The organism is Pseudomonas sp. BF-R-01 (assembly GCF_019946615.1).
Lineage (GTDB): Bacteria > Pseudomonadota > Gammaproteobacteria > Pseudomonadales > Pseudomonadaceae > Aquipseudomonas > Aquipseudomonas migulae.
The window spans coordinates 1-23,863 of record NZ_JAGYFX010000028.1; the positions used below are offsets into that span (position 1 = coordinate 1).

The 23,863-nt window shown below is 59.5% G+C and carries 18 protein-coding genes; 7 read left to right on the plus strand and 11 right to left on the minus strand.

Features of this window, described 5'->3' with window-relative positions:
• A partial coding sequence (locus KGB27_RS12870) for a hypothetical protein (RefSeq protein ID WP_223554745.1) occupies window positions 1-305 on the plus strand: 305 nt, incomplete at its 5' end.
• A gap of 117 nt (window positions 306-422) precedes the next feature.
• On the opposite strand, the gene KGB27_RS12875 is transcribed toward KGB27_RS12870, so the two are convergent.
• Window positions 423-1,391 (minus strand): LysR family transcriptional regulator, encoded by a 969-nt coding sequence (locus tag KGB27_RS12875; protein WP_008025343.1) that lies wholly within the window; start codon window positions 1,389-1,391, stop codon window positions 423-425.
• A gap of 274 nt (window positions 1,392-1,665) precedes the next feature.
• On the opposite strand from KGB27_RS12875, the gene KGB27_RS12880 reads away from it, so the two are divergent.
• The 4 genes from KGB27_RS12880 to KGB27_RS12895 all read left to right on the plus strand — a co-directional run bounded on the left by KGB27_RS12880 (window position 1,666) and on the right by KGB27_RS12895 (window position 6,558).
• Window positions 1,666-3,165, plus strand: coding sequence for an efflux transporter outer membrane subunit (locus KGB27_RS12880; RefSeq protein ID WP_223554747.1), 1,500 nt, complete (start codon window positions 1,666-1,668; stop codon window positions 3,163-3,165).
• Window positions 3,166-3,298: 133 nt separating this feature from the next.
• Window positions 3,299-5,491, plus strand: a complete 2,193-nt coding sequence (locus tag KGB27_RS12885) for an FUSC family protein (protein WP_223554749.1) — start codon at window positions 3,299-3,301, stop codon at window positions 5,489-5,491.
• Window positions 5,481-5,681 (plus strand): DUF1656 domain-containing protein, encoded by a 201-nt coding sequence (locus tag KGB27_RS12890; RefSeq protein WP_008025348.1) that lies wholly within the window; start codon window positions 5,481-5,483, stop codon window positions 5,679-5,681. The genes KGB27_RS12885 and KGB27_RS12890 overlap by 11 nt, the downstream gene beginning before the upstream one ends.
• A gap of 25 nt (window positions 5,682-5,706) precedes the next feature.
• On the plus strand, window positions 5,707-6,558 hold the full coding sequence (locus KGB27_RS12895; RefSeq protein WP_223554752.1) for an HlyD family secretion protein: 852 nt from the start codon (window positions 5,707-5,709) through the stop codon (window positions 6,556-6,558).
• A 135-nt stretch (window positions 6,559-6,693) separates the two neighbouring features.
• Here the strand turns inward: KGB27_RS12895 and KGB27_RS12900 are convergent, their stop codons facing one another.
• The 3 genes from KGB27_RS12900 to KGB27_RS12910 form a co-directional block, all read right to left on the minus strand.
• Entirely contained in the window at window positions 6,694-7,092 is a 399-nt protein-coding gene (locus tag KGB27_RS12900) for a DUF4440 domain-containing protein (protein WP_223554754.1), read from the minus strand.
• 121 nt (window positions 7,093-7,213) lie between these two features.
• Complete coding sequence (locus KGB27_RS12905) at window positions 7,214-8,038, minus strand: SDR family oxidoreductase (RefSeq protein ID WP_008044485.1); 825 nt, start codon at window positions 8,036-8,038, stop codon at window positions 7,214-7,216.
• Window positions 8,039-8,071: 33 nt separating this feature from the next.
• Complete coding sequence (locus KGB27_RS12910; RefSeq protein ID WP_008044486.1) at window positions 8,072-8,536, minus strand: hypothetical protein; 465 nt, start codon at window positions 8,534-8,536, stop codon at window positions 8,072-8,074.
• Between the two features lie 160 nt (window positions 8,537-8,696).
• Here KGB27_RS12910 and KGB27_RS12915 point away from each other — a divergent pair, with 160 nt between their 5' ends.
• Together KGB27_RS12915 and KGB27_RS12920 are read left to right on the plus strand one after the other, a co-directional pair.
• Window positions 8,697-11,498: an RHS repeat domain-containing protein gene (locus tag KGB27_RS12915; RefSeq protein WP_223554756.1), complete on the plus strand. Its 2,802-nt coding sequence runs from the start codon at window positions 8,697-8,699 to the stop codon at window positions 11,496-11,498.
• Between the two features lie 156 nt (window positions 11,499-11,654).
• Window positions 11,655-14,333, plus strand: a complete 2,679-nt coding sequence (locus tag KGB27_RS12920) for an RHS repeat domain-containing protein (RefSeq protein ID WP_223554758.1) — start codon at window positions 11,655-11,657, stop codon at window positions 14,331-14,333.
• Window positions 14,334-14,414: 81 nt separating this feature from the next.
• Here KGB27_RS12920 and KGB27_RS12925 read toward each other — a convergent pair whose 3' ends face one another.
• The 7 genes from KGB27_RS12925 to algG all read right to left on the minus strand — a co-directional run bounded on the left by KGB27_RS12925 (window position 14,415) and on the right by algG (window position 23,859).
• A complete protein-coding gene (locus KGB27_RS12925) occupies window positions 14,415-15,866 on the minus strand; it encodes a mannose-1-phosphate guanylyltransferase/mannose-6-phosphate isomerase (protein WP_223554760.1) in 1,452 nt (483 codons plus the stop codon).
• A gap of 190 nt (window positions 15,867-16,056) precedes the next feature.
• Window positions 16,057-16,713: an alginate O-acetyltransferase AlgF gene (locus KGB27_RS12930; RefSeq protein ID WP_008025358.1), complete on the minus strand. Its 657-nt coding sequence runs from the start codon at window positions 16,711-16,713 to the stop codon at window positions 16,057-16,059.
• Between the two features lie 14 nt (window positions 16,714-16,727).
• Window positions 16,728-17,903: an alginate O-acetyltransferase gene (locus KGB27_RS12935; RefSeq protein WP_223436089.1), complete on the minus strand. Its 1,176-nt coding sequence runs from the start codon at window positions 17,901-17,903 to the stop codon at window positions 16,728-16,730.
• An 11-nt stretch (window positions 17,904-17,914) separates the two neighbouring features.
• Window positions 17,915-19,480: an MBOAT family O-acyltransferase gene (locus KGB27_RS12940; RefSeq protein WP_008025362.1), complete on the minus strand. Its 1,566-nt coding sequence runs from the start codon at window positions 19,478-19,480 to the stop codon at window positions 17,915-17,917.
• A gap of 204 nt (window positions 19,481-19,684) precedes the next feature.
• Window positions 19,685-20,806, minus strand: a complete 1,122-nt coding sequence (locus KGB27_RS12945) for a mannuronate-specific alginate lyase (protein WP_008025363.1) — start codon at window positions 20,804-20,806, stop codon at window positions 19,685-19,687.
• Window positions 20,807-20,813: 7 nt separating this feature from the next.
• Window positions 20,814-22,262 carry an alginate O-acetyltransferase gene (locus KGB27_RS12950; protein ID WP_192227782.1) on the minus strand — a complete coding sequence of 483 codons (1,449 nt, stop codon included), beginning with the start codon at window positions 22,260-22,262 and terminating at the stop codon, window positions 20,814-20,816.
• Window positions 22,263-22,272: 10 nt separating this feature from the next.
• Window positions 22,273-23,859, minus strand: coding sequence for a mannuronan 5-epimerase AlgG (gene algG / locus KGB27_RS12955; protein WP_223554763.1), 1,587 nt, complete (start codon window positions 23,857-23,859; stop codon window positions 22,273-22,275).
• Between the last annotated feature and the right edge of the window lie 4 nt (window positions 23,860-23,863).

Consider the following 23,863-nt stretch of genomic DNA (forward strand, 5'->3'; position numbering starts at 1 on the left):
GGATCAAGGCTTTCAGGGTGAATGAGTTTTGGGGGGAGGTGACTTCCGCATCTGGCGGATTGGGTGAGGGCTTTTTCATGGCAAAGATCCTTAGAGACTGGGAGCTGCCACTTTTCGTTTTCCAGACAAAGGGTGGCAGCTGTACGCAAGCTGGAAAAACCGAGGAGGATCAAACCCGGCAGACCCGAAGGTCTCCCACGTACAGCCGCCATAACTCAACGTACAGCGCTGAAAAAGCGCCGCATTATGTCATGTGCGGTGATCCTCTACTTCGGGTTTTCCAGACCCGGTCGCTGAAATGCTAGCGACACCCAAAGCCTACCCATCTCGCTTCCCACCCGACAACCGACAGAACGCGTCGGAAACATCCTAGGACACCACGCCCTTTGTGGGAGCGAGCAAGCCCGCTCCCACAAGGGGGATCAATTCGCCAATCGCGCGCCACCCAGGCTCCCGCTCAACTCATACGCCGCCAGTTCCGCCTGATGCGCTGCCAATATCTCTGGCAACGACCCGCGCAGATACTCGACCCAGGTTTTGATCTTCGCATCCAGATACTGCCGCGACGGATAGATCGCATACAGATTCAGTTCCTGCGAGCGGTAGTTCGGCATCACCCGCACCAGCGTGCCGTTGCGCAAGCCTTCGATCGCTGCATACACCGGCAATACGCCGACGCCCATGCCGCTGATGATCGCGGTTTTCATCGCATCGGCGGAGTTCACCAGAAACGGCGAGCTGTTGATGGTGACCATTTCCTGGCCTTCCGGGCCGTCGAAATTCCATTTCTCCAGCGGAATCACCGGGCTCACCAGGCGCAGGCACGCGTGGTTCAGCAAGTCGCTGGGCTTGTGTGCGCAGCCGTTGGCTTTCACGTAGGCCGGGGAGGCGCAAACGATGCTGTAGGTGATGCCCAGACGCTGGGAGACGAAGCCCGAGTCCGGCAGTTCGCTGGCTAGGACGATGGACACGTCGTAGCCCTCGTCGAGCAAGTCCGGCACGCGGTTGGCCATGGTCAGGTCGAAGGTCACGTCGGGGTGCGTCTTGCGGTAGCGGGCGATGGCGTCGATCACGAAGTGCTGACCGATGCCGGTCATGGTGTGCACCTTGAGTTGCCCGGCCGGGCGCGCGTGGGCATCGCTGGCCTCGGCTTCGGCCTCTTCGACGTACGCCAGGATCTGCTCGCAGCGCAACAGGTAGCGCTTGCCGGCCTCGGTCAGGGCGATGCGACGAGTGGTGCGGTTGAGCAGGCGGGTTTGCAGGTGGGCTTCCAGGTTGGAGACCGCGCGCGAGACGTTGGCCGTGGTGGTGTCGAGTTGCACGGCGGCGGCGGTGAAGCTGCCGGCCTCGGCCACGTAGCTGAAGGCGCGCATGTTTTGCAAAGTGTCCATGGGGTGCTCTCGGGTGCGATGGCAAATTGTGACACGAAGTTTCAGAGTCTGAGACCCCGACCAAGGGATTATCGCGTTAACGGTAACAAAGATTCACAGGAATCCCAGCTTATCGCCATCAAACCCGCCCCCTAGAATTGCGCCGTTCCTTGTAGGAGCGAAGCTTGCTCGCGAAGAACGATAACGCGGTTTAACAGATGGACCGCGTTATCGTTCTTCGCGAGCAAGCTTCGCTCCTACGGGATCCAGTCCACTTTCTCGGGAAATCGCAGCAGTGCCGCGTCGCATCAGCAGAGCGCTTCAGACGCTCAGTGTTTTGACTTTAACCCTGGCAATCAGCGGCTGCATCGGAACCGCAGGTATTGCCCCGCAGGGCAAGGCACTGGAGGCCAATTCACTGGCCACCGACGACGCCATCCAGAGCGCCGCGCAGGACGCTCACTGGCCCACCGCGCAATGGTGGCAAGCCTACAGCGACCCGCAACTGAACCGCTGGATCGACATCGCCCTGCAAGGCAGCCCGACCATGGCCATGGCGGCGGCGCGGGTGCGTCAGGCCAAATCCATGGCGGGCATCGCCGAGTCTGCCGAGTCGCTGCAGATCAATGGCGGGTCCACCCTCAAGCGCCACAACTGGCCCACCGATCAGTTCTACGGGCCGGGCGAGCTGGCCAATGCGACGACGTGGGACAACAACGCCGCGCTGGGCTTCAGCTACGCCCTCGACCTCTGGGGCCGTGAAAGCAACGCCACCGAGCGCGCCGTCGACATGGCGCACATGAGCGCCGCCGAAGCGCGTCTGGCCCAGCTCGAACTGCAGAACAACATCGTTCGCGCCTACATCGAACTGTCGCTGCATTACGCGCAACGGGACATCGTCGCCGCGACCCTGCAACAGCAGCAGCAAATTCTCGACCTCGCACAGAAGCGCTTGAACGGCGGCATCGGCACCCACTTCGAAGTCAGCCAGGCCGAAACGCCGCTGCCGGAAACCCATCGCCAGCTCGATGCGCTGGACGAAGAAATCGCCCTCAGCCGCAACCAGCTTGCCGCACTCGCAGGCAAAGGCCCGGGCGACGGTGCGCAGTTGCAGCGACCCACGCTGGCATTGGGCACTGCGCTGAAACTGCCATCGTCGCTGCCGGCGCAATTGCTCGGCCAGCGTCCGGACGTGGTCGCCAGCCGCTGGCAAGTGGCGGCTCAGGCGCGGGGCATCGATGTGGCCCACGCGGGTTTCTACCCCAACGTCGATCTGGTCGGCAGCCTCGGCTACATGGCCACCGGCGGCGGTGCGCTGGAGTTTTTGACCGGCAAGAAACTCAACTACAGCGTCGGCCCGGCGATCTCGTTGCCGATCTTCGACGGTGGCCGGTTGCGCGCCGAGTTGGGGGAAGCCTCGGCCGGTTATGACATCGCCGTGGCCAAGTACAACCAGACGCTGGTCAATGCGCTGAAAAACATCTCCGACCAGTTGATCCGCCGCGAGTCCATGGACAAGCAGCAAACCTTCGCCGCCGAATCCGTGGCCACCGCGCAGAAGACTTACGACATCGCGATGATCGCTTATCAACGCGGGCTTACCGATTACCTCAACGTGCTCAATGCCCAGACCTTGTTGTTCAAACAGCAGCAGGTTCAGCAACAGGTTCAGGCTGCGCGGCTGAGTGCTCATGCCGAACTGGTGACGGCGCTCGGTGGCGGGCTCGGTGCGGGTAACGATGTGCCCAAAGACAGCCAGACCGCTGCACCGAAAACCCCGGTTCTTTTGCGTTGAACACAAAACCTGTGGGAGCGAGCCTGCTCGCGATGAGGGAGTGTCAGTCGACATCGATGTTGAATGTCAGACCGCTATCGCGAGCAGGCTCACTCCTACAGGTCTCCGGTCAGACTGAATTAAGCAGGATTTCATGACTCCCTTGCCCGCACCGCTGCGCTGGCTGTATTCCCTTGAATGGCGCCGGGGTTTCTTTGACTGGGCACGCAGCGACGGCGTGACCTGGGTCTACATTTTCAAGGTGCTGTTCGCCGCGTTCCTGACCCTGTGGCTGGCCATGCGTCTGGAATTGCCGCAACCGCGCACGGCGATGATCACCGTGTTCATCGTCATGCAGCCGCAAAGCGGCCAGGTGTTCGCCAAGAGTTTTTATCGCTTCCTTGGCACGCTGACCGGGTCAGCGGTGATGGTCGCGCTGATTGCCTTGTTCGCACAGAACACCGAGTTGTTCCTCGGTTCGCTGGCGATCTGGGTCGGCATCTGCTCGGCCGGTGCGGCGCGTTCTCGCAACTTCCGCGCCTACGGATTTGTGCTGGCCGGGTACACCGCCGCGATGGTCGGCTTGCCGGCCCTGGCGCACCCGGAAGGCGCGTTCATGGCGGCGGTCTGGCGCGTGCTGGAAATCTCGTTGGGGATTCTCTGCGCCACACTGGTCAGCGCTGCGATCCTGCCGCAAACCGCCAGCGCGGCGATGCGCAACGCCTTGTATCAGCGCTTCGGTGTGTTCGCTTTGTTCGTCACCGATGGCTTGCGCGGTCGCAGCAAACGGGACGCTTTTGAAGCCAGTAACGTGCGCTTCATCGCCGAGGCCGTCGGCCTGGAAGGGCTGCGCAGCGTCACCGTGTTCGAAGACCCGCACATGCGTCGGCGCAACGGTCGGCTCAGTCGCTTGAACAGCGAGTTCATGGGCGTCACCACGCGGTTCAATGCCCTGCACCAACTGCTCGAACGCTTGCGCAGCAGTGGCGCCGATCATGTGGTCGCGGCAATCAAACCGGGCTTGCAGGACCTCGCGGAAGTGCTCGACGGTTTCAGTGGTCGCGCGTTGACCAGCCCTGACGCCGCACGTTTGGTGATTGCGCTGAGCGCCTACAAGGAAGCGCTGCCGGCGCGAGTCCGCAGCCTGCGCGCGACGTTTCAGGAGAGCGAGCCAAGCGACGCCGAGCAACTCGATTTTCATACCGCGTATGAGTTGCTTTATCGCTTCGTCGACGACCTGCACGGTTATGCACAGACCCACGCGTCCCTGGCTGACCACAGCCATGAACGGGAGCAGTGGGACGAGCCTTTCACCCCGCAAACCAACTGGATGGCGTCCGCCGCTTCGGGGATTCGCGCGGCGTTTATTCTGGTGGTGCTGGGCAGTTACTGGGTGGCCACCGCGTGGCCGAGCGGGGCGATGATGACCCTGATTGCCGCCGCCACCGTGGGCCTTTCGGCGGCGACGCCGAACCCGAAACGCATGGCGTTCCAGATGGCCTGCGGCACATTCCTGGGGGCGCTGATCGGCTTCGTCGAGATGTTTTTCATCTTCCCGTGGATCGATGGTTTTCCGTTGCTGTGCGTGATGCTCGCGCCGGTGATCGTGCTCGGTTCGTTCCTGACCTCGCGCCCGCAATACGCCGGTGTCGGCCTCGGTTTGCTGATCTTTTTCAGCACCGGTTCGGTGCCGGACAACCTCACCATCTACAACCCTTACACCTTCATCAACGACTACATCGCCATGGTGCTCGGCATGCTGGTGTGCGCCGCCGCCGGCGCAATCATCCTGCCGCCGAACAGTCGCTGGTTATGGCGCCGGTTGGAGCAGGATCTGCGCGGGCAAGTGGTGTATGCGATCAGCGGCAAACTGAAGGGCCTGGCGTCGAGTTTCGAAAGCCGCACGCGGGACTTGCTGCATCAGGCTTATGGCCTCGCCGCCGGTCAGCCGCAGGTGCAACGGGACTTGCTGCGCTGGATGTTTGTGGTGCTGGAAGTCGGTCACGCGATCATCGAGTTGCGTAAGGAACAGGCGATTCTGCCGGTGCACCCGGCGTACGCCGAATCGCAGCCGTGGCGCCAGGCCATCCGCGTGATGGGCCGTTCGCTGGTGCGGCTGTTTCTGCAACCGGGCCAGAGCAATCTGCAGCGCTGCCTGATCGCGGTCGATCATGCGATCAGCCGCGTGCAAGCCACCGACGAGCCCTTCGCGCCGCACTTCGACACCTCGGCGTTGCGCCGGGTGAAGAGCTACCTGCATTTCATCCGCACCTCATTACTCGACCCGCAATCACCGCTTGCCGCCTACGCAATGACCTCGCCCCAAGGACTTGAACATGCCTCGTGAAATCGCCTTCCACGGCGTGTACATGCCAACCATGACGCTGATGTTTTTCATCGCCGCGGTGCTGGCCTGGGCGCTGGACAGGTTCCTGTCCGGGTTCGATCTGTACCGTTTTTTCTGGCACCCGGCGTTGCTGCGCCTGAGTTTGTTTACCTGTCTGTTTGGTGCTTTGGCGCTGACTGTCTACCACTGACTCTCTATCTCTGAAGAAGGCTCTGATGAAAAAGCTTTTCAGCCTGCTCGCCACTCTGCTGGTGCTGGCCCTCGCGCTGTGGATCGGCCGGACCCTGTGGGTGCATTACATGAACACGCCGTGGACCCGCGACGGCCGGGTGCGCGCCGACATCATCAACGTCGCCGCCGACGTCACCGGTGAAGTGGTGGAAGTGCCGGTGCGCGACAACCAACAGGTGAAGAAGGGCGATCTGCTGATGCGCATCGACCCCGAGCACTACCGCATCGCGGTCAAACAGGCGCAGGCACTGGTGGCTTCACGCAAGTCGACGTGGGAGATGCGCAAGGTCAACGCCCATCGCCGCGCCGACATGGATGCCCTGGTGATCTCCAAAGAAAACCGCGACGACGCCAGCAACATCGCAGACTCGGCCCTTGCTGATTACCAACACGCGCAAGCGCAACTGGAAGCCGCCGAACTGAACCTCAAACGCACCGAAGTGCGCGCGGCGGTGGACGGTTACGTGACCAACCTCAACGTGCATCCCGGCGACTACGCACGCATCGGCGAAGCGAAAATGGCCGTGGTCGATATGAACTCGTTCTGGGTCTACGGCTTCTTCGAAGAAACCAAACTGCCGCACGTGCGGGTGGGCGATAAGGCCGACATGCAACTGATGAGCGGCGAAGTGCTCAAGGGGCATGTGGAGAGTATTTCTCGCGGGATCTACGACCGCGATAACCCGCAAAGCCGCGAGCTGATTGCGGACGTGAACCCGACGTTCAACTGGGTGCGCCTGGCACAGCGGGTGCCGGTGCGGATTCACATTGATGAAGTGCCGGATGGGGTGTTGTTGGCGGCGGGGATTACGTGCACGGTGGTGGTTAACCAATAGTTAGACCGAGTCGCGCCCATCGCCGGCAAGCCGGTCTCGCTCCCACAGTAGATTGGCGGTGTTGCACGAATCAGCGTTCGGACGCGGTCAATGTGGGAGCGAGACCGGCTTGCCGGCGATGGGGGCGACTAGGTCTCAGGCTTTGCAAAACGTCTCATGCAAATGCCGCCAAACCACCTTTCCACCGGCCTGCTTCTCAAACACCACCGTCGAACGCCGGTCCGTCTGCTGGCCGGTCGCATCGGTCTGCTGCTCGCGATAACTCACGGTCGCGCCGTTGTCGGACAGCGCAATGCCACGCAACTCGCTGAGCTCAATCCTGAACCCGAGCTTCTTCCCGCCCGCCATCCGGAACAACTCGCCAAGCGCGTCGAAATCCAGCACTCGGCCCAACGGCGAGACCATGGAAAACTGCGGTGAAAAACGGGCGAGCAATTGTTCAAGTTCGGTGACGTTTCGTTCTTCGGCCAGCCATTGCTCGATGGCGACATGGGCCTGGATCACTTCGTCAAAGTATTCGGTGTAGTCGGTCATGTTACTTCCTGAAGATTTTGCAGAGTCTGATCTGACGCTTTCGCGGGCAAGCCTCGCTCCTACAGGGCTCGCGCAAAACCTGTAGGAGCGAGGCTTGCCCGCGAAGAACGATAACTCGGTCTCAAAGCTGCCCACTCAACCCGAACCGCTTCATCAACCCCGACTCCAGCAACCCTTTGGGCAGCAACCCCGCCAACAGCGGCAACGCCCGGCTGCCATTGCCCAAACGAATCAGGCGCGGCGGTTTGTCCTGCTGCACTGCCTTGAGCAAACCGGCGGCAAACTCACTGGCCGGCGTCGGGTTGTCCTGGGACGCCTTGGCCCGCGCACGAATGCCCTCACGCAGCGGAAACCACGGTGACTGTTCGCTGATCAACTGCTCCGCCTCTGCCCCGGCATTCTTGGCAAAACTGGACGCGATGGCGCCCGGTTGCACCTCCATCACCCGCACACCAAACGGCGCCAGTTCCATGCGCAACGCATCGCTTAAGGCATGCACTGCGGCTTTCGAGGCGCAGTAAGCACCGGCAAATGGCGTGACCAGAACCCCGGAAACGCTGCCGATATTCACCACTATCCCTTTGGCCCGGCGCAGCACCGGGAAGAGTGCGCGCGTCACACCGACAATCGCAAACACATTGGTTTCGAACTGCCGCTGCATGGCCGGCACACCGCCGTCCAGCAGCGGCCCCATGGCGCCATAACCGGCGTTGTTGATCAGCACATCGAGGCCGCCATGTTGCTGGTTGATCTGCCCGGCCAACGCTTCAAGTGCCACGCCATCGTTGACGTCCAGTTGCACGGCGGTGAAACCGGCCGCCGTCAACGCGGCAACGTCTTCAGCCTTGCGGGCGCTGGCCCAGACTTTATAACCGGCACCTTTAAAGGCATCCGCCAGAGCGCGGCCAATGCCGCTGGAACAACCGGTAATCAACGCAACGGGCATGGCGCGGTCCTTGTGCAAAGGGAAGAGTGGGGGTCAGTCGGAGAAACTACCCTGCAAACGCTCGGCGCGAAACTCCAGGGTTTGCGGGCGATAACCGGGACGCAGCGGCGGCATGGGCAGGCAATCTTCCCAGTTCGCCCCGGCTTGCAGTTCGCCTGGGCCGCGATAACGCGGTGCAGCGTATTGATTGTCGGCGAGGTTGACCGTATCGCCCGGCGCGTAGGCTGCGACGCGCCAGCGCAGTTCGGTCAGCGGCACGTCGTTGCCGTTGTTCATCTTCAATAGCAAAGGGCGATCCGCCGGGCAGTGCTCCGGCGCGTAAGTGATGCGCAACTCAAGGCGCGCCAATTGCTTGACCTCGCGATTGTCCAGCCAGACCACCCAGGTGGCCACCAGCCCCAGTCCGATGGCGGCCGCCACCGAAACGGGCAGGGCCTTGGACGGGTAGCGCAGCAACAGGATCAGCCAGGTGATGACCAACAGGACGCCGATGAACATGTCGCACAACCTCGCAGGAGAGAGGCTCATCCTACCTAAGGGCGGGTGTGCTTGGCGATGGGCGTGGTGAGGGCGACCGTTTGTCGAGCCTGTAATTTGTGACAGTAGCCATGCATGGGTTTTCAGCATTAGCTGGTGCAAATCGACATGAAGACGCCTGATGCAGCCTCAGCTGGCTTTCCTGCACCGCGACACCCCAAGCATGACGGTCGTTGAACCGCGGGGGCTGGCCGTGCGTTCGGTGGATTATTACCGCGCCGCGCAGGGGGAAGTCGCCGAAGCTCGGGTCAATCGTACGGTTCATGACCCGGCGGGGCGGGCGATTGCGCAGCGGGATCCGCGGTTGTTCCTGGAGGCTTCGGCACCGGCGAACCTCAGCAGCATCCTGTCACTGTCCGACACTGCGTTGAGTACCGTCAGTGTCGACGCCGGCTTGAGCGTGAATCTTTTCGGCGAGGCAGATCAACCGGTTCAGTCCTGGGATGGTCGGGGGTCGCAACGCTGGATGCACTATGACAATCAACTGCGCCTGACCGCGCTGTTCGAGCAAACCGCGAGGGGCGAAGCGGTTTGCGCAGAGCGTCTGACTTATGCAGCCAATGATCCGGCGTCTGCCGATCACAACCAGTGCGGCCGACTGATCCGTCATGACGACCGGGCAGGCACGCTGCTGTTCCCGACGTTCGGATTGACCGGTGGACTGCTTGAGCAGACCCGGCACTTTCTGCGTACGTTGGAAATCCCCGATTGGCCCGAACACGTGGACGAGCGCGATACCTGGCTGGAACCGGGATCTGGCGCGACCACTCGCTCACGCTTCAACCCACTGGGCGAGGCTGTTGAACAGACCGACGCCCAAGGCAACCGTCAGCTTTTCAGCCACACCGTCGCCGGCCAGTTGCGCGAGGTGCAACTGCAACTGCGCAGCGACACCACGCCAAAAACGCTGGTCAGCGCCATCCAGTACAACGCCCATGGCCAGACCGAACGGGAAGTGGCGGGCAACGGCGTGATCACCACGCTCGAATACGCCCCGGAAGACGCTCGCCTGATTCGCTTGCACGCCAGGCGCGGCAACGAAGTCCTGCAAGATTCCCATTATGAGTACGACCCGACGGGCAACGTGCTGCGCATCGAAGACGACGCCGTACCGACTAGCTACTTCGCCAACCAGCGTATCGACCCGGTCAACGGATATGCCTACGACAGCCTCAATCAGTTGATTCGTGCGACGGGCTGGGAGGCCGGCGGCGCGAACAGAGGCCCACAGTTTTCGGCCTTCGACGATCCCGCGCCACGGGGCAATTACTGTCAGAGCTATCACTACGATCGGGGCGGCAACCTGTTGGAACTTATCCACGAGGGGCCGCAAAAGCATGGGCATCGTCTGGTCGCCGCGCCCTTTAGCAACCGTTGCCTGCCAGTGGTCGAGGGCGTGGAACCCGGCGAAGAGGATTTTCGCAGGGGCTTCGACGCCAACGGCAACCTGCTGACGTTGCAACCGGGACAAACCTTGAGTTGGGACCTGCATAACCAGTTGTGCGAAGTGCGGCCGGTAGAACGAAACGGTGCCCCAGACGACAGTGAGGGTTACAGCTACGGATCCGACGGCATGCGCGTGCGCAAAGTCCGCTCGACGCAAACCAATGCTCGAACGGTTTTGGCTGAAGTGCGTTATTTACCAGGCCTGGAAATCCGCACCCACAGCGGCACCGGCGAAGTGCTGCATGTGATCAACGTCCAGGCCGGGCGCAGCAGCGTGCGGGTGTTGCACTGGGAAACAGTGCCGCCGAAGGACAGCGCCAATGATCAATACCGGTTCTGCCTGAATGATCATTTGGGGTCTTGCACCCTGGAACTCGACAGCGACGGCGAAGTGATCAGCCAGGAGCGTTATCACCCGTTCGGGACTACCGCCTGGTTTGCCGGGAGGGGGGAGGTAGAGGCGAGTCGTAAAACGGTTCGGTATTCGGGGAAAGAGAGGGATGCGACGGGGCTTTATTACTATGGGTTGCGGTATTACGTGGCTTGGTTGCAGCGGTGGTTGAGTCCGGATCCGGCGGGAATTATCGATGGGCTTAATCAATTTTGTTTTGTCGGAAACAATCCGTTGAACTTCATTGATCATTCCGGACTAACCCGACGTCGCGCGGACCAGGCTTATTTGGCAATGCAGCAAGGCGAGTTTTGGGGGGCGTGGCTGGACAAGGTGGAGGGACGAGGCCGTGAGTTGGGGGGATTGGAAATGATGCAGAAAATCAGTGCGGATAATTTGATAGAAGCTAGAAACATTCCCTTGGAGCCTAGCGAGAGGGCATTCCTTAATAATTTTGTGGAAGCAGGTAAGGATAGCTACATAGTTCACTTTACGGGAAACGAAATCCCTCAGGATAAGAAAGGGGATGTTGTATTAAGGTCGCGTAAAAGCTTGCAGAAAAAAGGAATTAAATTTAATCAGGGCAACAGCAAGCCGAGTGATATTGATGATGTGGGTGGTGTCGATTTTGTATATTTTTCACTTGATGTTGCTCCTGATGCAAAGGTTAAAAGTAGATTTGGAGGGCATCGATATCAAATGAAGCTGGTTGACGCAAATAAATCACACTACGTTCAGTATGCTCATGTGCAGTTGAACGACATTCATGATTATGAATCACGTCAGACAAATCATTATCCGGACTATTTTTCTGAAACTGACGTTGAAATACTTAAAAAACAAGAGGTGGCCAAAGATCCTACCGAATTGATGTCTAGTCCGGAACATGCCATCGAGTTGCTGGGGCGTAGAATCATTCGCGACGTGAGACTGCTAAGTCCTGCGGCTCAGGAGAAAATCATGTCTTTAAGGGAGGGGCGTGAATTGGGTGAAGTTCTTAATGTATTTTATAGGCCGCAATTTGCTGTTCCCAAAAAAATGGTAATGAATAAAACAGATTTCGATCACAAATATATTGGTGAGTAAGCTGGGGTTTAGGTGAAATTACGCAAGTGGGGAGGCGAATCTGTCGTAATGCAAATCGACTTTTTATCGCGCCGACAGTCGCGGCTGTAACTTTTGACAGTAGCCAAGTATGGGTTTTAGGCATTAGCTGATCGTCATTCTTCGAGATGAATTGTCATGGATGCTCAAGTAACGGCCATGCACCGCCATACCCCAAAGCTGATTGCCATCGATCCGCGTGGTCTGGCCTTACGTTCGGTGGATTATTACCGTGCCGCGGAGGAGGCGGTCGCCGAAGCTCAGGTCAATCGCACGGTTCATGACCCCGCTGGGCGGGCGATTGCGCAGTGGGATTCGCGGTTGTTCCAGATGGCTTCGGCACCGGCCAATCTGGTTACGATTCATGGCCTCTCCGGCACGGCCTTGTGCACCCTGAGTGTCGATGCCGGGCTGCGCGTGAGTTTGTTCGGCGAGGCGGGCCAACCGGTTCAATCCTGGGACAGCCGGGGTTCGCAACGTTGGATGCACTACGACAATCAACTGCGATTGACGGCGCTGTTCGAGCAGGCGTTGGAGGGCGAAGCGATTTGCGCAGAGCGTCTGACTTATGCCGCGAACGATCCCGTTTCCGCCGACCACAACCAGTGCAGCCAACTGATCAGCCACACAGACCTTGCCGGTGTTCTGCTGTTCAACGACTACGGATTGACCGCTGCGCTTCTCGAGCAAGAGCGACGTCTCGCCGACATCGCACAGTCGTTTTCAACGCACTCACGCTTCAACCCAGCGGGTGACCTGCTATCCCGAACCGATGCCCAAGGCAATGAACAACGCTTCAGCCAGACTGTGGACGGACAGTTGCGCGCCGTGGATTTGCGCCTGAGCAACACGACTCAACACCTGCCAATGGTCAGCGCCATCACCTACAACGCTCACGGCCAGGTCGAAAGGGAAGTCGCCGGCAATGGCGTGATCACCACCCTTGAATACGCCGCCGAGGACGGGCGTCTACAACGGCTGTTATCCCGGCTCGGCCAGAACGAGCCGTTGCAGGATCTGCGTTACAGCTACGACCCGGTCGGCAATGTGCGAAGCATCGAAGACGCCGCGCTGCCGATCCGCTACTTCGCCAATCAGCGTATCGAACCGGTCAGCCATTTTTGGTACGACACGCTTTACCGATTGATCGCAGCCACAGGCTGGGAGGCCGGCTCGGTCAAAAACGGCCCGTCGTCGGCAATGACGGCGGATCCCGCCATGCCCGGCAACTACCGCCAGACCTACCGTTATGACGCCGGCAACAACCTGCTTGAACTGACCCACGTCGGTCCGCAAAACCACGGCCATCGTCTGGTCGCCGATGCTCACAGCAACCGCTGCCTGCCGGTGCGCGAGGGTATCGAGCCGACTGAACAAGACTTCCGTGACAGTTTCGACGCCAATGGCAACCTGCTGAAGCTGCAACCGGGGCAAACGTTGCGCTGGGACGCGCGCAATCAATTGTGCGAAGTCCGCCCGGTGGCGCGTGATACCGAAAACGACAGCGAGCATTACATTTACGGAGCCGACGGCCTGCGCGTGCGCAAAGTCCGCTCGCTGCAAACCAATGCCCAAACGAACATCATCGAAACCCTGTATTTGCCCGGCCTGGAAATCCGCACCCACAGCGGCACCGGTGAAGTGCTGCACGTCATCAACGTGGCGACCGGGCGCGGCAGCGTGCGGGTGTTGCACTGGGAGGCGGGAAGACCGACCGAGATCAGCAACGACCAGCAACGCTACTGCCTGACGGATCATCTGGGCTCAAGCACGCTGGAGCTGGATCAGCACGCCAACGTCATCACTCAGGAAAGGTATTACCCGTTTGGCGGCATGGCATGGTGGAACGGCGAGGCGGTGCAGGTGAGCTACAAAACGGTGCGATATTCGGGTAAGGAACGGGACGCGACGGGGCTTTATTACTATGGGTTCAGGTATTACGTGCCGTGGTTGCAGCGTTGGCTGAATCCAGATCCTGCGGGCACGATTGATGGATTGAATTTCTATGCCATGGTTCGAAACAATCCAATGGTGTTGCGAGACTACAACGGTTTGGCAGGTGACGAATTATTCAACGCATCGTTCCATGAGCTTGACCTTTCAACCCAAGGCTGGAAACAGCACTTGCTTGACACTCGACTGTTGTCTCTCCAGTTGCAGCGCCATGACAAGACGAAGCGAACCTACGAAGAAACCAAAGAATATCGCGTTTTCGAAGTGGGTGATCCGGAGTACGCCTTGACTGGGCAGGAAATTGTTGAGGCATTGGAGGGCTACCGCAAGACGTACCTGGACCTGGCGAATCGTGCATCCACTGCTGGAAAGTCGGAGTTGGGCCTGTCGATGATAGAACTTTCAAATCAAGCAGGGCGGATGCGTGATTTCGCTAAGGGCATTGATGGATCAGATGCTTCGGCAGCAGCGAACAAGCCTCGCTTTTTTGCATTGATGAAAGCAAAGCCGGAAAACGGAAAGCGAGAAATCCTGGCCATTCAGAAAATATCGATGAGTCAGCGCACTGCTAGTGAAGACAGGGCGTTTGTCAGTGGCGTTATTCTGAACCCTTTGATTCGACCCGAGGTGAGGCGCGGTTTCAAAGATCTGCCTGGAAGAGAATCTATACCTGTGCTGGAGGGGGTGCGAACCTTCGTTACGGTTCGGAGTTTGAACGAGGTGGGCAAAAGCACGAACATGAAATATGTGCTGTTTGGCTCATCGAATACTAGAGACTTGGACGTGGCGAAAAGACTCAAGGCAAAATTGAAGTCCGAGCCTACCCACCTGCCACTTTCGAGGTTGAACCCGCAACGTCGATGATTTCCATAAAAAAGCCCCCACCCAAACCACTGCGGATAGGGAACGCAGTGATCTGGATGGGGGCTTCTTTTTACCGATGACTTACTGCGCGATGGTTTTCACCGAAACCCCACGCTCAATCGGCGTAGACCGACCATAGATATCTTCAAACCGCTCGATATCGTCCTCACCCAGATAGCTGCCCGATTGCACTTCGATAATCTCAAGTGGAATCTTGCCCGGGTTGCGCAAACGGTGAACCGAAGCGATCGGAATGTAGGTCGACTGGTTCTCGCACAGCAGGAACACGTTCTCGTCGCAGGTCACTTCAGCGGTGCCGCTGACCACGATCCAGTGTTCGGCGCGGTGGTGGTGCATTTGCAGTGACAGGCACGCGCCCGGTTTGACCGAGATGTGCTTGACCTGGAAGCGCCCGCCCATGTCGACCGAGTCGTAGGAGCCCCACGGACGATAGACTTCGCAGTGGTTCTGGGTTTCGCTGCGGCCCTGTTCGTTGAGGGTGTTGACCATCTGTTTCACGCCTTGGACCTTGTCCTTGTGGGCGATCATCATGGCGTCCTTGGTTTCGACGACCACGATGTTTTCCAGGCCGATCACCGACACCAGTTTGCCGTTGCCGTGGATCATGCAGTTCTTGCTGTCCTGAATGACCACATCGCCTTTGGTGACGTTGCCGTTGGCGTCTTTCTCGTTCACTTCCCACAGCGACGACCAGCAACCGACATCGCTCCAGCCCGCAGTCAGCGGTACGACGCAGGCGCGCTGGGTTTTTTCCATGACCGAGTAATCGATGGAATTGTCCGGGCAGCAGGCGAAGGTGGCTTCGTCGATGGTGACGGTGTCGGCGTCCTGTTGGCTGCGTTCCAGGGTCAGCAGGCAGGTGTCGTAGATGTCCGGATCGTGCTTTTTCAGCTCTTCGAGGAAGCGGCTGGCGCGGAACAGGAACATGCCGCTGTTCCAGAAGTAACCGCCGGACTGGACGAACTCGGTGGCGCGTTTCACGTCCGGTTTTTCAACGAAGTGCGAGACGCGGCTGACGCCTTCCGGCAGCAGCGAGTCGTTGGTCGACTTGATGTAGCCGTAGCCGGTTTCCGGTTTGGTGGCCGGGACGCCGAACAGCACCATTTCGCCGTTTTCGGCGGCGACGGTGGCCAGGGCCAGGGCGCGTTGCAGGGCTTTCTGGTCTTCCAGTACGTGGTCGGCCGGCAGCACCAGCATCAGTTCGTCACGACCTTCGTTGACCAGCATCATCGCGGTCAGGGCCACGGCCGGCGCGGTGTTGCGGCCGAACGGTTCCATCAGGATGCGCTGGGTTTCCAGCTTACGGTTGCTCAGTTGCTCGTTGACGATGAAGCGGTGGTCTTTGTTGCAGACCACGATCGGGGTGTCCATGCCTTCGAACACCAGGCGTTCCAGGGTTTGCTGGAACAGCGTGTGTTCGCCGGTCAGGGCGAGGAATTGTTTAGGAAACTGCTTACGGGAAAGCGGCCAAAGACGTGAGCCACTACCACCTGACAAGATCACCGGAATCATGTTGTTACTCCTTGAAAATCGTATGGGTCAGAGCTACTGCGTTCTGTCGTTTCACTCTTGTTTTTGTTTCGTGTCCCGATTGACATCTCGGTCCCTTGTAGGAGCATGGCTTGCCAGCGAAGGCGGTCTCGAGGGCCTCTTCGCCGGCAAGCCGTGCTCCTACAGGGCACGGGTCAACCGGGTAAATTTGTTAGCGCGTCGAAACCGGGCGTTTTACCCAGACTGGCGACAGGCTGCTGCCGTTGCCGGTGACGTACAGCACCGCCGCTTCACCGCGTTCCAGGGCAACCGGTTTCACGTCGCCCACTTTTGTGGCGCCATCGTATAGCGCCAGGCTGACTTTGACCGGGTTGATTTCACGCTCGCCACGGCCCTTGGCGGCCACGGACGGGACCACTTCGGTCTTGCCGTCGGCGGTTTTCAGGGTCAGGGCCTTGTCGCTCAGGTTCTGTACGCGAACCAGGGATTTCTGCTTGTTCTTGAACGGCGGCTCTTCGATCAGTTGCGGCGCGCCGCTGGCGTTGTTGACCAGGGTGTAATAGTGATCGCCGGCCAGTTTCACCGGCAGGGTCTGGCTGCCGACCTTGGCGCTGTAGTCGCCGCCCGGCATGAAGCTGAAGTCTGTGCTGGACAGCGGTGCGACGTCGCTCAGGCTGGTGCTGCCGACGGTGGCGCTGACTTCAGCGTTACCGGCGTTATAGACCCGTACGAAGCTCGAACCTTTAGGCGCGGTCGGACCGTAGAGGGCCGAGTCACCGGCGGCGAAGGCGTTCATGGACAGCACGCTGAAGGTTGCGGCCAGAGCAAAGGTCTTGGCGAGACGGCGAGGAGTAGTAGTGAAAGTCATGGTGTACCTCTCTTTCAGTTTTGCGCCCGGTCGGGCGTCTCGGATTTAGTGTTTACGGCTACGTTTTGTTGGCGAGCGCCGGCTTCTTTGAGCGCTGCGACCCACTGCGGGTCGGCGTCGCCGATTTCGTTGTTCACAGGCAGATAACGTTCAGGAAACTCCCAGATCAGCACCTGTGGCGGGCTGTTCTTGAAGGCATCGCTTTTCAGGTAGCTGAGCATCGGCAGAATCGGGCCGTGGCCGTCTTCGGCGTAATTGACCACGTCGCTGTTCAGCGCTTCTTTCAGCGCGCCGACGAAGTTCCAGTTCGGGTTGGCGCTGTAGCTGGTGCCGATCAGGGCCACCGGCACTTCGGTGTTGGCGAACAGCGCGTCATCACCGCCAGCCTGATCGTCGGCCACCACGGTGTTGCGCTTCTGCAGCGGCTCGGTCGCCGGCATCAGGTTTTCGAACAGTGGGTCGAGCGGCAGGAACAAACGCAGGTCACCCTTGTGGGTCACTTTCTCTGCCGGCTCGGTGACGAAGCGTTGAGGCTCGCCGCTGAGCGGGGTTTTCTCGGCAATGGTTTTGGCCAGGGTCTGGGCGGCGATTTGCGCGCCTTCCGGGGTCCAGTGGGTGTCGGTGCGCAGGAACACTTGCTGACCGTCGAGCTTGGCCTTCAGCAGGGGGCCATACAGGTCGGGTGCGAGGATCTTGTTGGCCGCCAGACGAGCGTGGAAGTCCTCATAAAGATTGGCGTGAATACTCGAAGGCTTAACTTCGCCCAGGTGTTCCGGATACAGGCGAGTCTTGGCCGGCACGATCGCCATCACCAGTTTCACGCCTTTCTCTTTCAGTTCCTGGCGCACGCCTTCGACCAGCGCGTAGTTGCCTTGCAGGTTCAACTCTTCGTTGACGATCGGGTTGAATTCTTCATCGCTGTACAACCACTGATCGCGACCGAGCACGACGCCCGGACGACCTTCGTTGAACAGTTTGAAATCCAGCGCAGCCCAGAGGTTGGTGCCCAGGCGCTTGATCGGGAACTCTTCGTCGTAGTGCGTTTCGACAGCCTTGGCCCAGCGGCCATTGAGCACCGTCGCATCGGCGTTGGTGCTGAAGCCGAAGAAGCTGCGCGTCGACCACAGGCCCAGGACCAGCAAGGTCACCATAAACAGGCTGATATAGAAGATGCGTAATGAGCGGGTCATGGTCAGATCCCTCAGAACTGGAAGTAAAGGAACGGCGAGAAGCTTTGCGCCGAGAGTTTGAAAATCGAGGCAATGAACAGCACCAGTACCAGCGTGCGCATCACGTAACGCGACCAGTCCGCCGTCCAGTAAGCCGGTTGCACGGTGGCTTCAACGCCAACGGTGTAACCCGGTTGGTGGATGCTGGCCGGGTTGTCGCCCGGTACGGCTTTGATCATTCCTGGTGTCGCACCGGCAGGGCCATCCGCCTCGACGTTGACCGCAGGTTTGGTCTTGACCGGTGGCTGGTTGCTGTAGAAGTCACGGATGCCGAAGAACGCCAGGGTTGCGTACGCCACCACCAGAGTCGCCACTTGCAGACCGGTGAGGTTGGCCTCGTTGAGTTCCGACAGCGACCACTCGCCGAAGCTGAACATCGCGCCGTACATGCGGCCGGCGACGTGCAGGTTTTCGGCGCGGAAGATCACCCAGCCCATCACTACCAGCAGGAAGGTCAGCGCCCAGCGGATCGGGTTGATGCTGCGCGGCGAAGTGTTCAGGCCCAGGGCTTTTTCAATTGCCAGCCACATGCCGTGCCACGCACCCCACACGATGTAGGTGATGTTCGCGCCGTGCCACAGACCACCGAGCAGCATGGTCAGGAACAGGTTGCGATAGGTCATCAGCGTGCCTTTGCGGTTACCGCCCAGCGTGATGTACAGGTAGTCACGCAGCCAGGTGGACAGGCTGATGTGCCAGCGACGCCAGAACTCGGTGATCGACTGGCTGATGTACGGCTGCTTGAAGTTTTCCATGAAGCGGAAACCCATCATCAAGCCCAGGCCGATGGCCATGTCGCTGTAACCGGAGAAGTCGAAATACAACTGCGCGGTGTACGCCAGCGCGCCGAGCCAGGCATCGCCCGTGGTCGGGTTCTGCAAGGCGAAGCAATGGTCGGCCACCACCGCGAGGGTGTCGGCGATGAAGACCTTCTTGATGAAACCCTGCATGAACCGCGTGCAGCCCTCGGAGAACTTGTCGAGGGTATGGGTGCGGTTGTTGAACTGGTCGGCGAGGTCGCGGAAACGCAATACCGGGCCGGCAATCAGGTGCGGGAAGATCGCCACGAACGCCGCAAAGTCGATCAGGTTGCGTGTTGCCGGGGTGTCACCACGGTAGACGTCGATGATGTAGCTGATGGACTCGAAGATGTAGAACGAGATCCCGATCGGCAACAGCACGTGGGTCAGGATGAACGGCGACAGACCCACCGACGTCATCATCGCGTTGATGCTGTCGACACCGAAGTTGGCGTACTTGAAGTAGCCGAGAATGCACAGGTCGACGGCCACGCCGAGCAGCAGCCAGCGCTGGGCCGGTTTGGTCCGAACGCCTGCGGCGCCGACTTTGAGGCCGATCCAGTAGTTCCACAGCGTGACGGCGGCGAACAACGCCAGGAAGTCCACGCGCCACCAGGCATAGAACACATAGCTGGCGATCAGCAGCAGCAGGTTGCGATAGCGTATTCCGCTCAAGTAGTACATGCCGAGAAAGATCGGCAGGAACAAAAACAGGAACACGTTGGATGAAAATACCATCCCGGTCTCTCCATGTTTAACCAACAGTCAAGGGCCGCAGCCCCCCCAAACCCCCCCACGAAAAAACGGGGGAGATGTATTGCATTCAAACCACCGCGATCCTTGTAGGAGCGAGGCTTGCCCGCGAAGGCCGTTACGCGGTGGAACTGATGAACCGTGTCATCGTTCTTCGCGGGCAAGCCTCGCTCCTACAAGGGTTATGCGTTAAGAACCTTTGCCTTTTTCGTTCGCCGGGTCGTAGACCTTGGTCAGGTCACCCCCGAGGCGGAAGGTCTTGAACGGCTGCATCTCGTGCTTTTTCTCAAGCACATCCGGCGAGCAGGTGTAGAGCGTGCAGAACGGTTCGAGCCAGGCGAATTTCGAGTCGACCTTGAGGTCGGTCATGTCCTGTTCCTTGCCGTTCTTGTTCTCGAAGATGTCGGGGTCTTTAACCCCGGCGAGCACTCGATCACCCAAACGTTTCAACGCGCCGTTGTTTTCCTGACGCAGATCCACACCGTTGACCTGAGCGAAACTGGCGATCATCGCCAGCGGTGGCAGGGCGTAGTTGTGATAGGCGAGGGCGCGTTGCTGGCGCTTGAGTTCGTTGGGCAAGAAGCCTTGGGCGTCGACCTGATTGGCGCCGACCTTGTATTCCTTCACGGCCCAGTCGAACAGGTCGCGGCGGTTGGTGGCGACGGACGTTGCCATCACCGACCAGGCGGCCCAGTACGAGTGGTTGTTGGTTTGTTCCAGCGGCAGGTTGTCCCAATCGCTGACCACCTGATCGGCCATTTTGCTGAACCAGGCTTCAATCAACTGCGACTCTTGCTGGTGGTTCGCCAACGGATGCGAGTCGGAGAATTTCAGGCGGATGTACGAAGACGCCATGCTGCCCAACGCCCATTTGCGCATCGATTTGCCGGTGTGGTTGAAGTCTTTGGACATCAACGCATCGGCCTTGGCCCAGGCGGTCAACCAGTTCAGCGTGCATTCGAGCTGTTCCGGGCGACCGTCACGCATGAACTGCATCACGCGCTTGCTGGTGCCGCGCTCGATCTTGGTGATGTCGGCGGTGGTGTCGCGGAAGGCTTTTTCCGATACCTCGTTCAGGGTCGAACGGGCCTTGTCGGAACCTTCGTATTTGCTGCGAAATTGCAGCGCGCCGGTGTACGGCGTCGGCATCGCGTCACAGCCTTCTTTGCTGTCGCCGGTTTTGACTTTTTCAATCGGCGCGAAGTAACCCTGTGGCGGACGCAGCGGCGCGGCGGCCTGGGTGGCGCCGGCGAACATGGCCAGCGTCAGCAGGGAGGGCGCGAGTAGTTTTTTCAAAGTTCGGGTTTGCATGATTGCCTCATTGCCCGACCGAAGCAGTACGCTGCTCGGCACTCGGGAACACGTTGCGTTTGCAGATTTTCGCTTCGACTTTCTGCTGCGCGGCACCTGCTTCAGGACCCTGGATTTCGACGGCCAGCAGATTCTGCGAGGCCCAGTCTTCGTCCGTGCGCAACTCAAAGGCGAAACGCCCGTCGGTGTCGGAGGTTTCCGGTTTTTCGATCTTGATGTCCTCGTGGCGACCGTTCATGTACCAGAGGGTGGCTTGCAGGGTTTTCACCGACGGATCGGCGAAACGGATGTCGACCTGGTGACTGCTGTTTTGCAGGTTCAGGTTCTTGCTGTTGACCATCAATTCGTTCTTGCCCGGTTTCAACGTGGTGCTGCCGGACATCTGTGCATCCTTGCCTTCGCAACCGTTGTCCAGCAGCGCCATCATCTGGCGGTAGATGGTTTCCTGGTCGAGGCGATAGAGCGGCGAGAACTCCCAGATCAGAATCTTCGGTGGCTTGGTCTGGAACTCTTCGCTGCCCAGGTACTGCAGCATCGAACCTTCCAGGCCACCGCCGGGGAACGCCACGTTGAGGATGTCGGCGCCGATGGCCTCTTCGAGGAAACCGGCGAAGTTGTAGTTCTTGCCACTGTGGCTGGTGCCGACCAGGGTGATTTCCGGGTTGCCGGAATCACTGAACAGATCGCCATCCGCTGCTTCGCCTTTTGGCTCGGTAGTGAATTGATCCATGTACTGGATCGCGTAGCTGGTGCCACAGAGTTGACCGGCCATGTTGTGTAACGTTCCGGTCTTGCCCATGCGACCCGACTTGTGGCTCTCGAATTCACGCTTGGGAATGCCGGCAAACTCAGGCAGTTGCTTGATTTTCTCGCCGACGATTTTTGCCGTGCGCTGGGCGCCATACGGAGTCCAGTGCTGATCGCCACGGAAGTAGAAGTCGTGGGCGGGCAGGGTATCGGGCAGCGATTCGTTGGTCAGCGGCGACAGGTCCGGCACCACGTAACCCATGGCGGCAAAGCGGCCGAGCATGGTCTTGTAGTTTCTCAGCGCCTTGTCGAAATCGAACCTGGCCTTGTCTTCCGGGTTGAGCTTGTTGCGGTTCACCAGGCCACGAGTGGGTTGGTAAACAATCACCAGCTCCACGCCTTTGCTCTTGAACGCATCGTGCAGTTCTTTCATGCGTTTGTAGCCGGCGGGGGTGGTGTCGAATTCGGTGCGCAAGTCTTCTTGCGTACGGAACAACCAGTCACCCTGAGCCTGCACCAGCGTGGTGAAGTTCTGCTGATAACGCGTGGTGTAGTTCTTCGCGTCGTGGGCTTCGGGGCACAGGTTGCAGCACGGTTCGGCGCTGAAGGTCGGCGCTTTGGCTTCATCTGCACGAACGCCGCCGCTGGCCGCGAGAATGCCGGCGGTCAGGGCCGACAGGCTGAGTAATTTGATCAAGTGTGGGTGCATAAAATTATCCTCAGTCCCGCATTTCGGTCTGGCGTTCGACAGGGTCGATCAGCACGGCTTTCTGCTGGCGTACCAGCAGGTCGAGAATTTCATCCTGACGCTCGCCGAGAATCCCGCTGAAGCTGATGCCGCTGGATTTGGTCGGGGCAAGCATGGACACGCGATACAGCTCGACGCTCAGCGGCGAGTCGATGGACAGCGGGCCACTGCCGTTGCCGGCCAGTTCACCGCCGACAACGATCAGCGACACCTGGGCATCGAACGGGTCGAGCTTGATGTCCCGGTCGGTGTCGCTCAGGTCCTTGATGTGGCCGTAGACGCCGGTCAGGCCGTTGGCCATGGACAGGTTTTCGTACAGGCGAATGTTCACGCTGTTACGAATGCGGATGCCGTGGCGACGGTTGCTGATCACCTTGTTCGCCCACAGCAGGTTGTCGGCACTCTCGTAGAGGGTGATGCCGTCGGTGTGGTTCTTGTAGATCTCGTTGTAGGCGATGATGTTGTTGACGCTGTTCCGGTCGATCACCAGGCCCGACAACTTGTTGTCGTAGCTGCGGTTGTTGAAGATGAAGCTGTCGTTGACCTCACGGGAAATGATGATCCCGTGCTTCTTCTTGGTCCCGTAAACGGTGTTGTCGGCGATGATCAGACCGTGCGAACGGTCATGCGGGTCGATGCCGTAGACGATGTTGTCTTTGTAGGTGTTGCCCTTGACCACGAAGTCGCGGGTTTCGTAGCAGTAGAAGCCGTACCACATGTCCGAGAACTCGGAGCCGACGATCCAGCCGGTCGGTTCAGGACGCTTGAGCACCTTGGCCATGTTCGGCGTGTACTGGGAAATACTCACGCCATACGACTTACTGTTGGCGTAGCCGAAACTGGCCATCTTGCTGTTGGCGATGTAGGTCTGGGTGCCGCCCCAGGCCAGCAGGAACGGACGGAATTCCTTCGGCGACTTGAACGTCGCCGGGCCGTTGTCCTTCTCGCGCCAGCCAGTGATTTTGGTGTCGCGCACAAACAGCTGGCCGTCGTTGACCAGGAATGAACCGGCCTCTTGGGACAGGCGCAATTCCTGGGTCTGCTTGTCGATTTCGAGGATGCCTTTCTCACCGACCACAATCGGCAACTTCGCCAGGAACACGCCCGGCGAGGTTTCGCTGAAGTACTGCTTGGGCAGCTTCTTCGCCAGGTCCTTGAGGTTCATGTAGCCGTCGTCGATGAAGATCGCCTGCGGGATACCGTGCTGACGCACCACCCATTCGGCCATCTTGTTGTCGCCGCCGATGAAGTCCTTCAGCGCGTTCTCTTGCATCATCCGACGCACACTGATTTTGCCGGCCTTGGTGCGCACGATTTTCGCGGCGATGGCGTCGGCGGTGTAGCCGGCGGTGTCTGGCAGTGTCGGCTTTTCCAGTTCCAGCGGCGCGGTCGGGGCGCTGCTGACGGTGTAGGTCTTGGCCTGCTGCAGTTCCTTGGCCATGGTTACCGGCTTCAACGGGTTAGGAGCCGCCGGTTCCACGTTGGCGAAGCAAGCCGAGCTTGCCAGCAGCATCGCGCCGGCCAGCAAGGTCAACGAGCCTCTCTTCGGACTGTTCATGTCA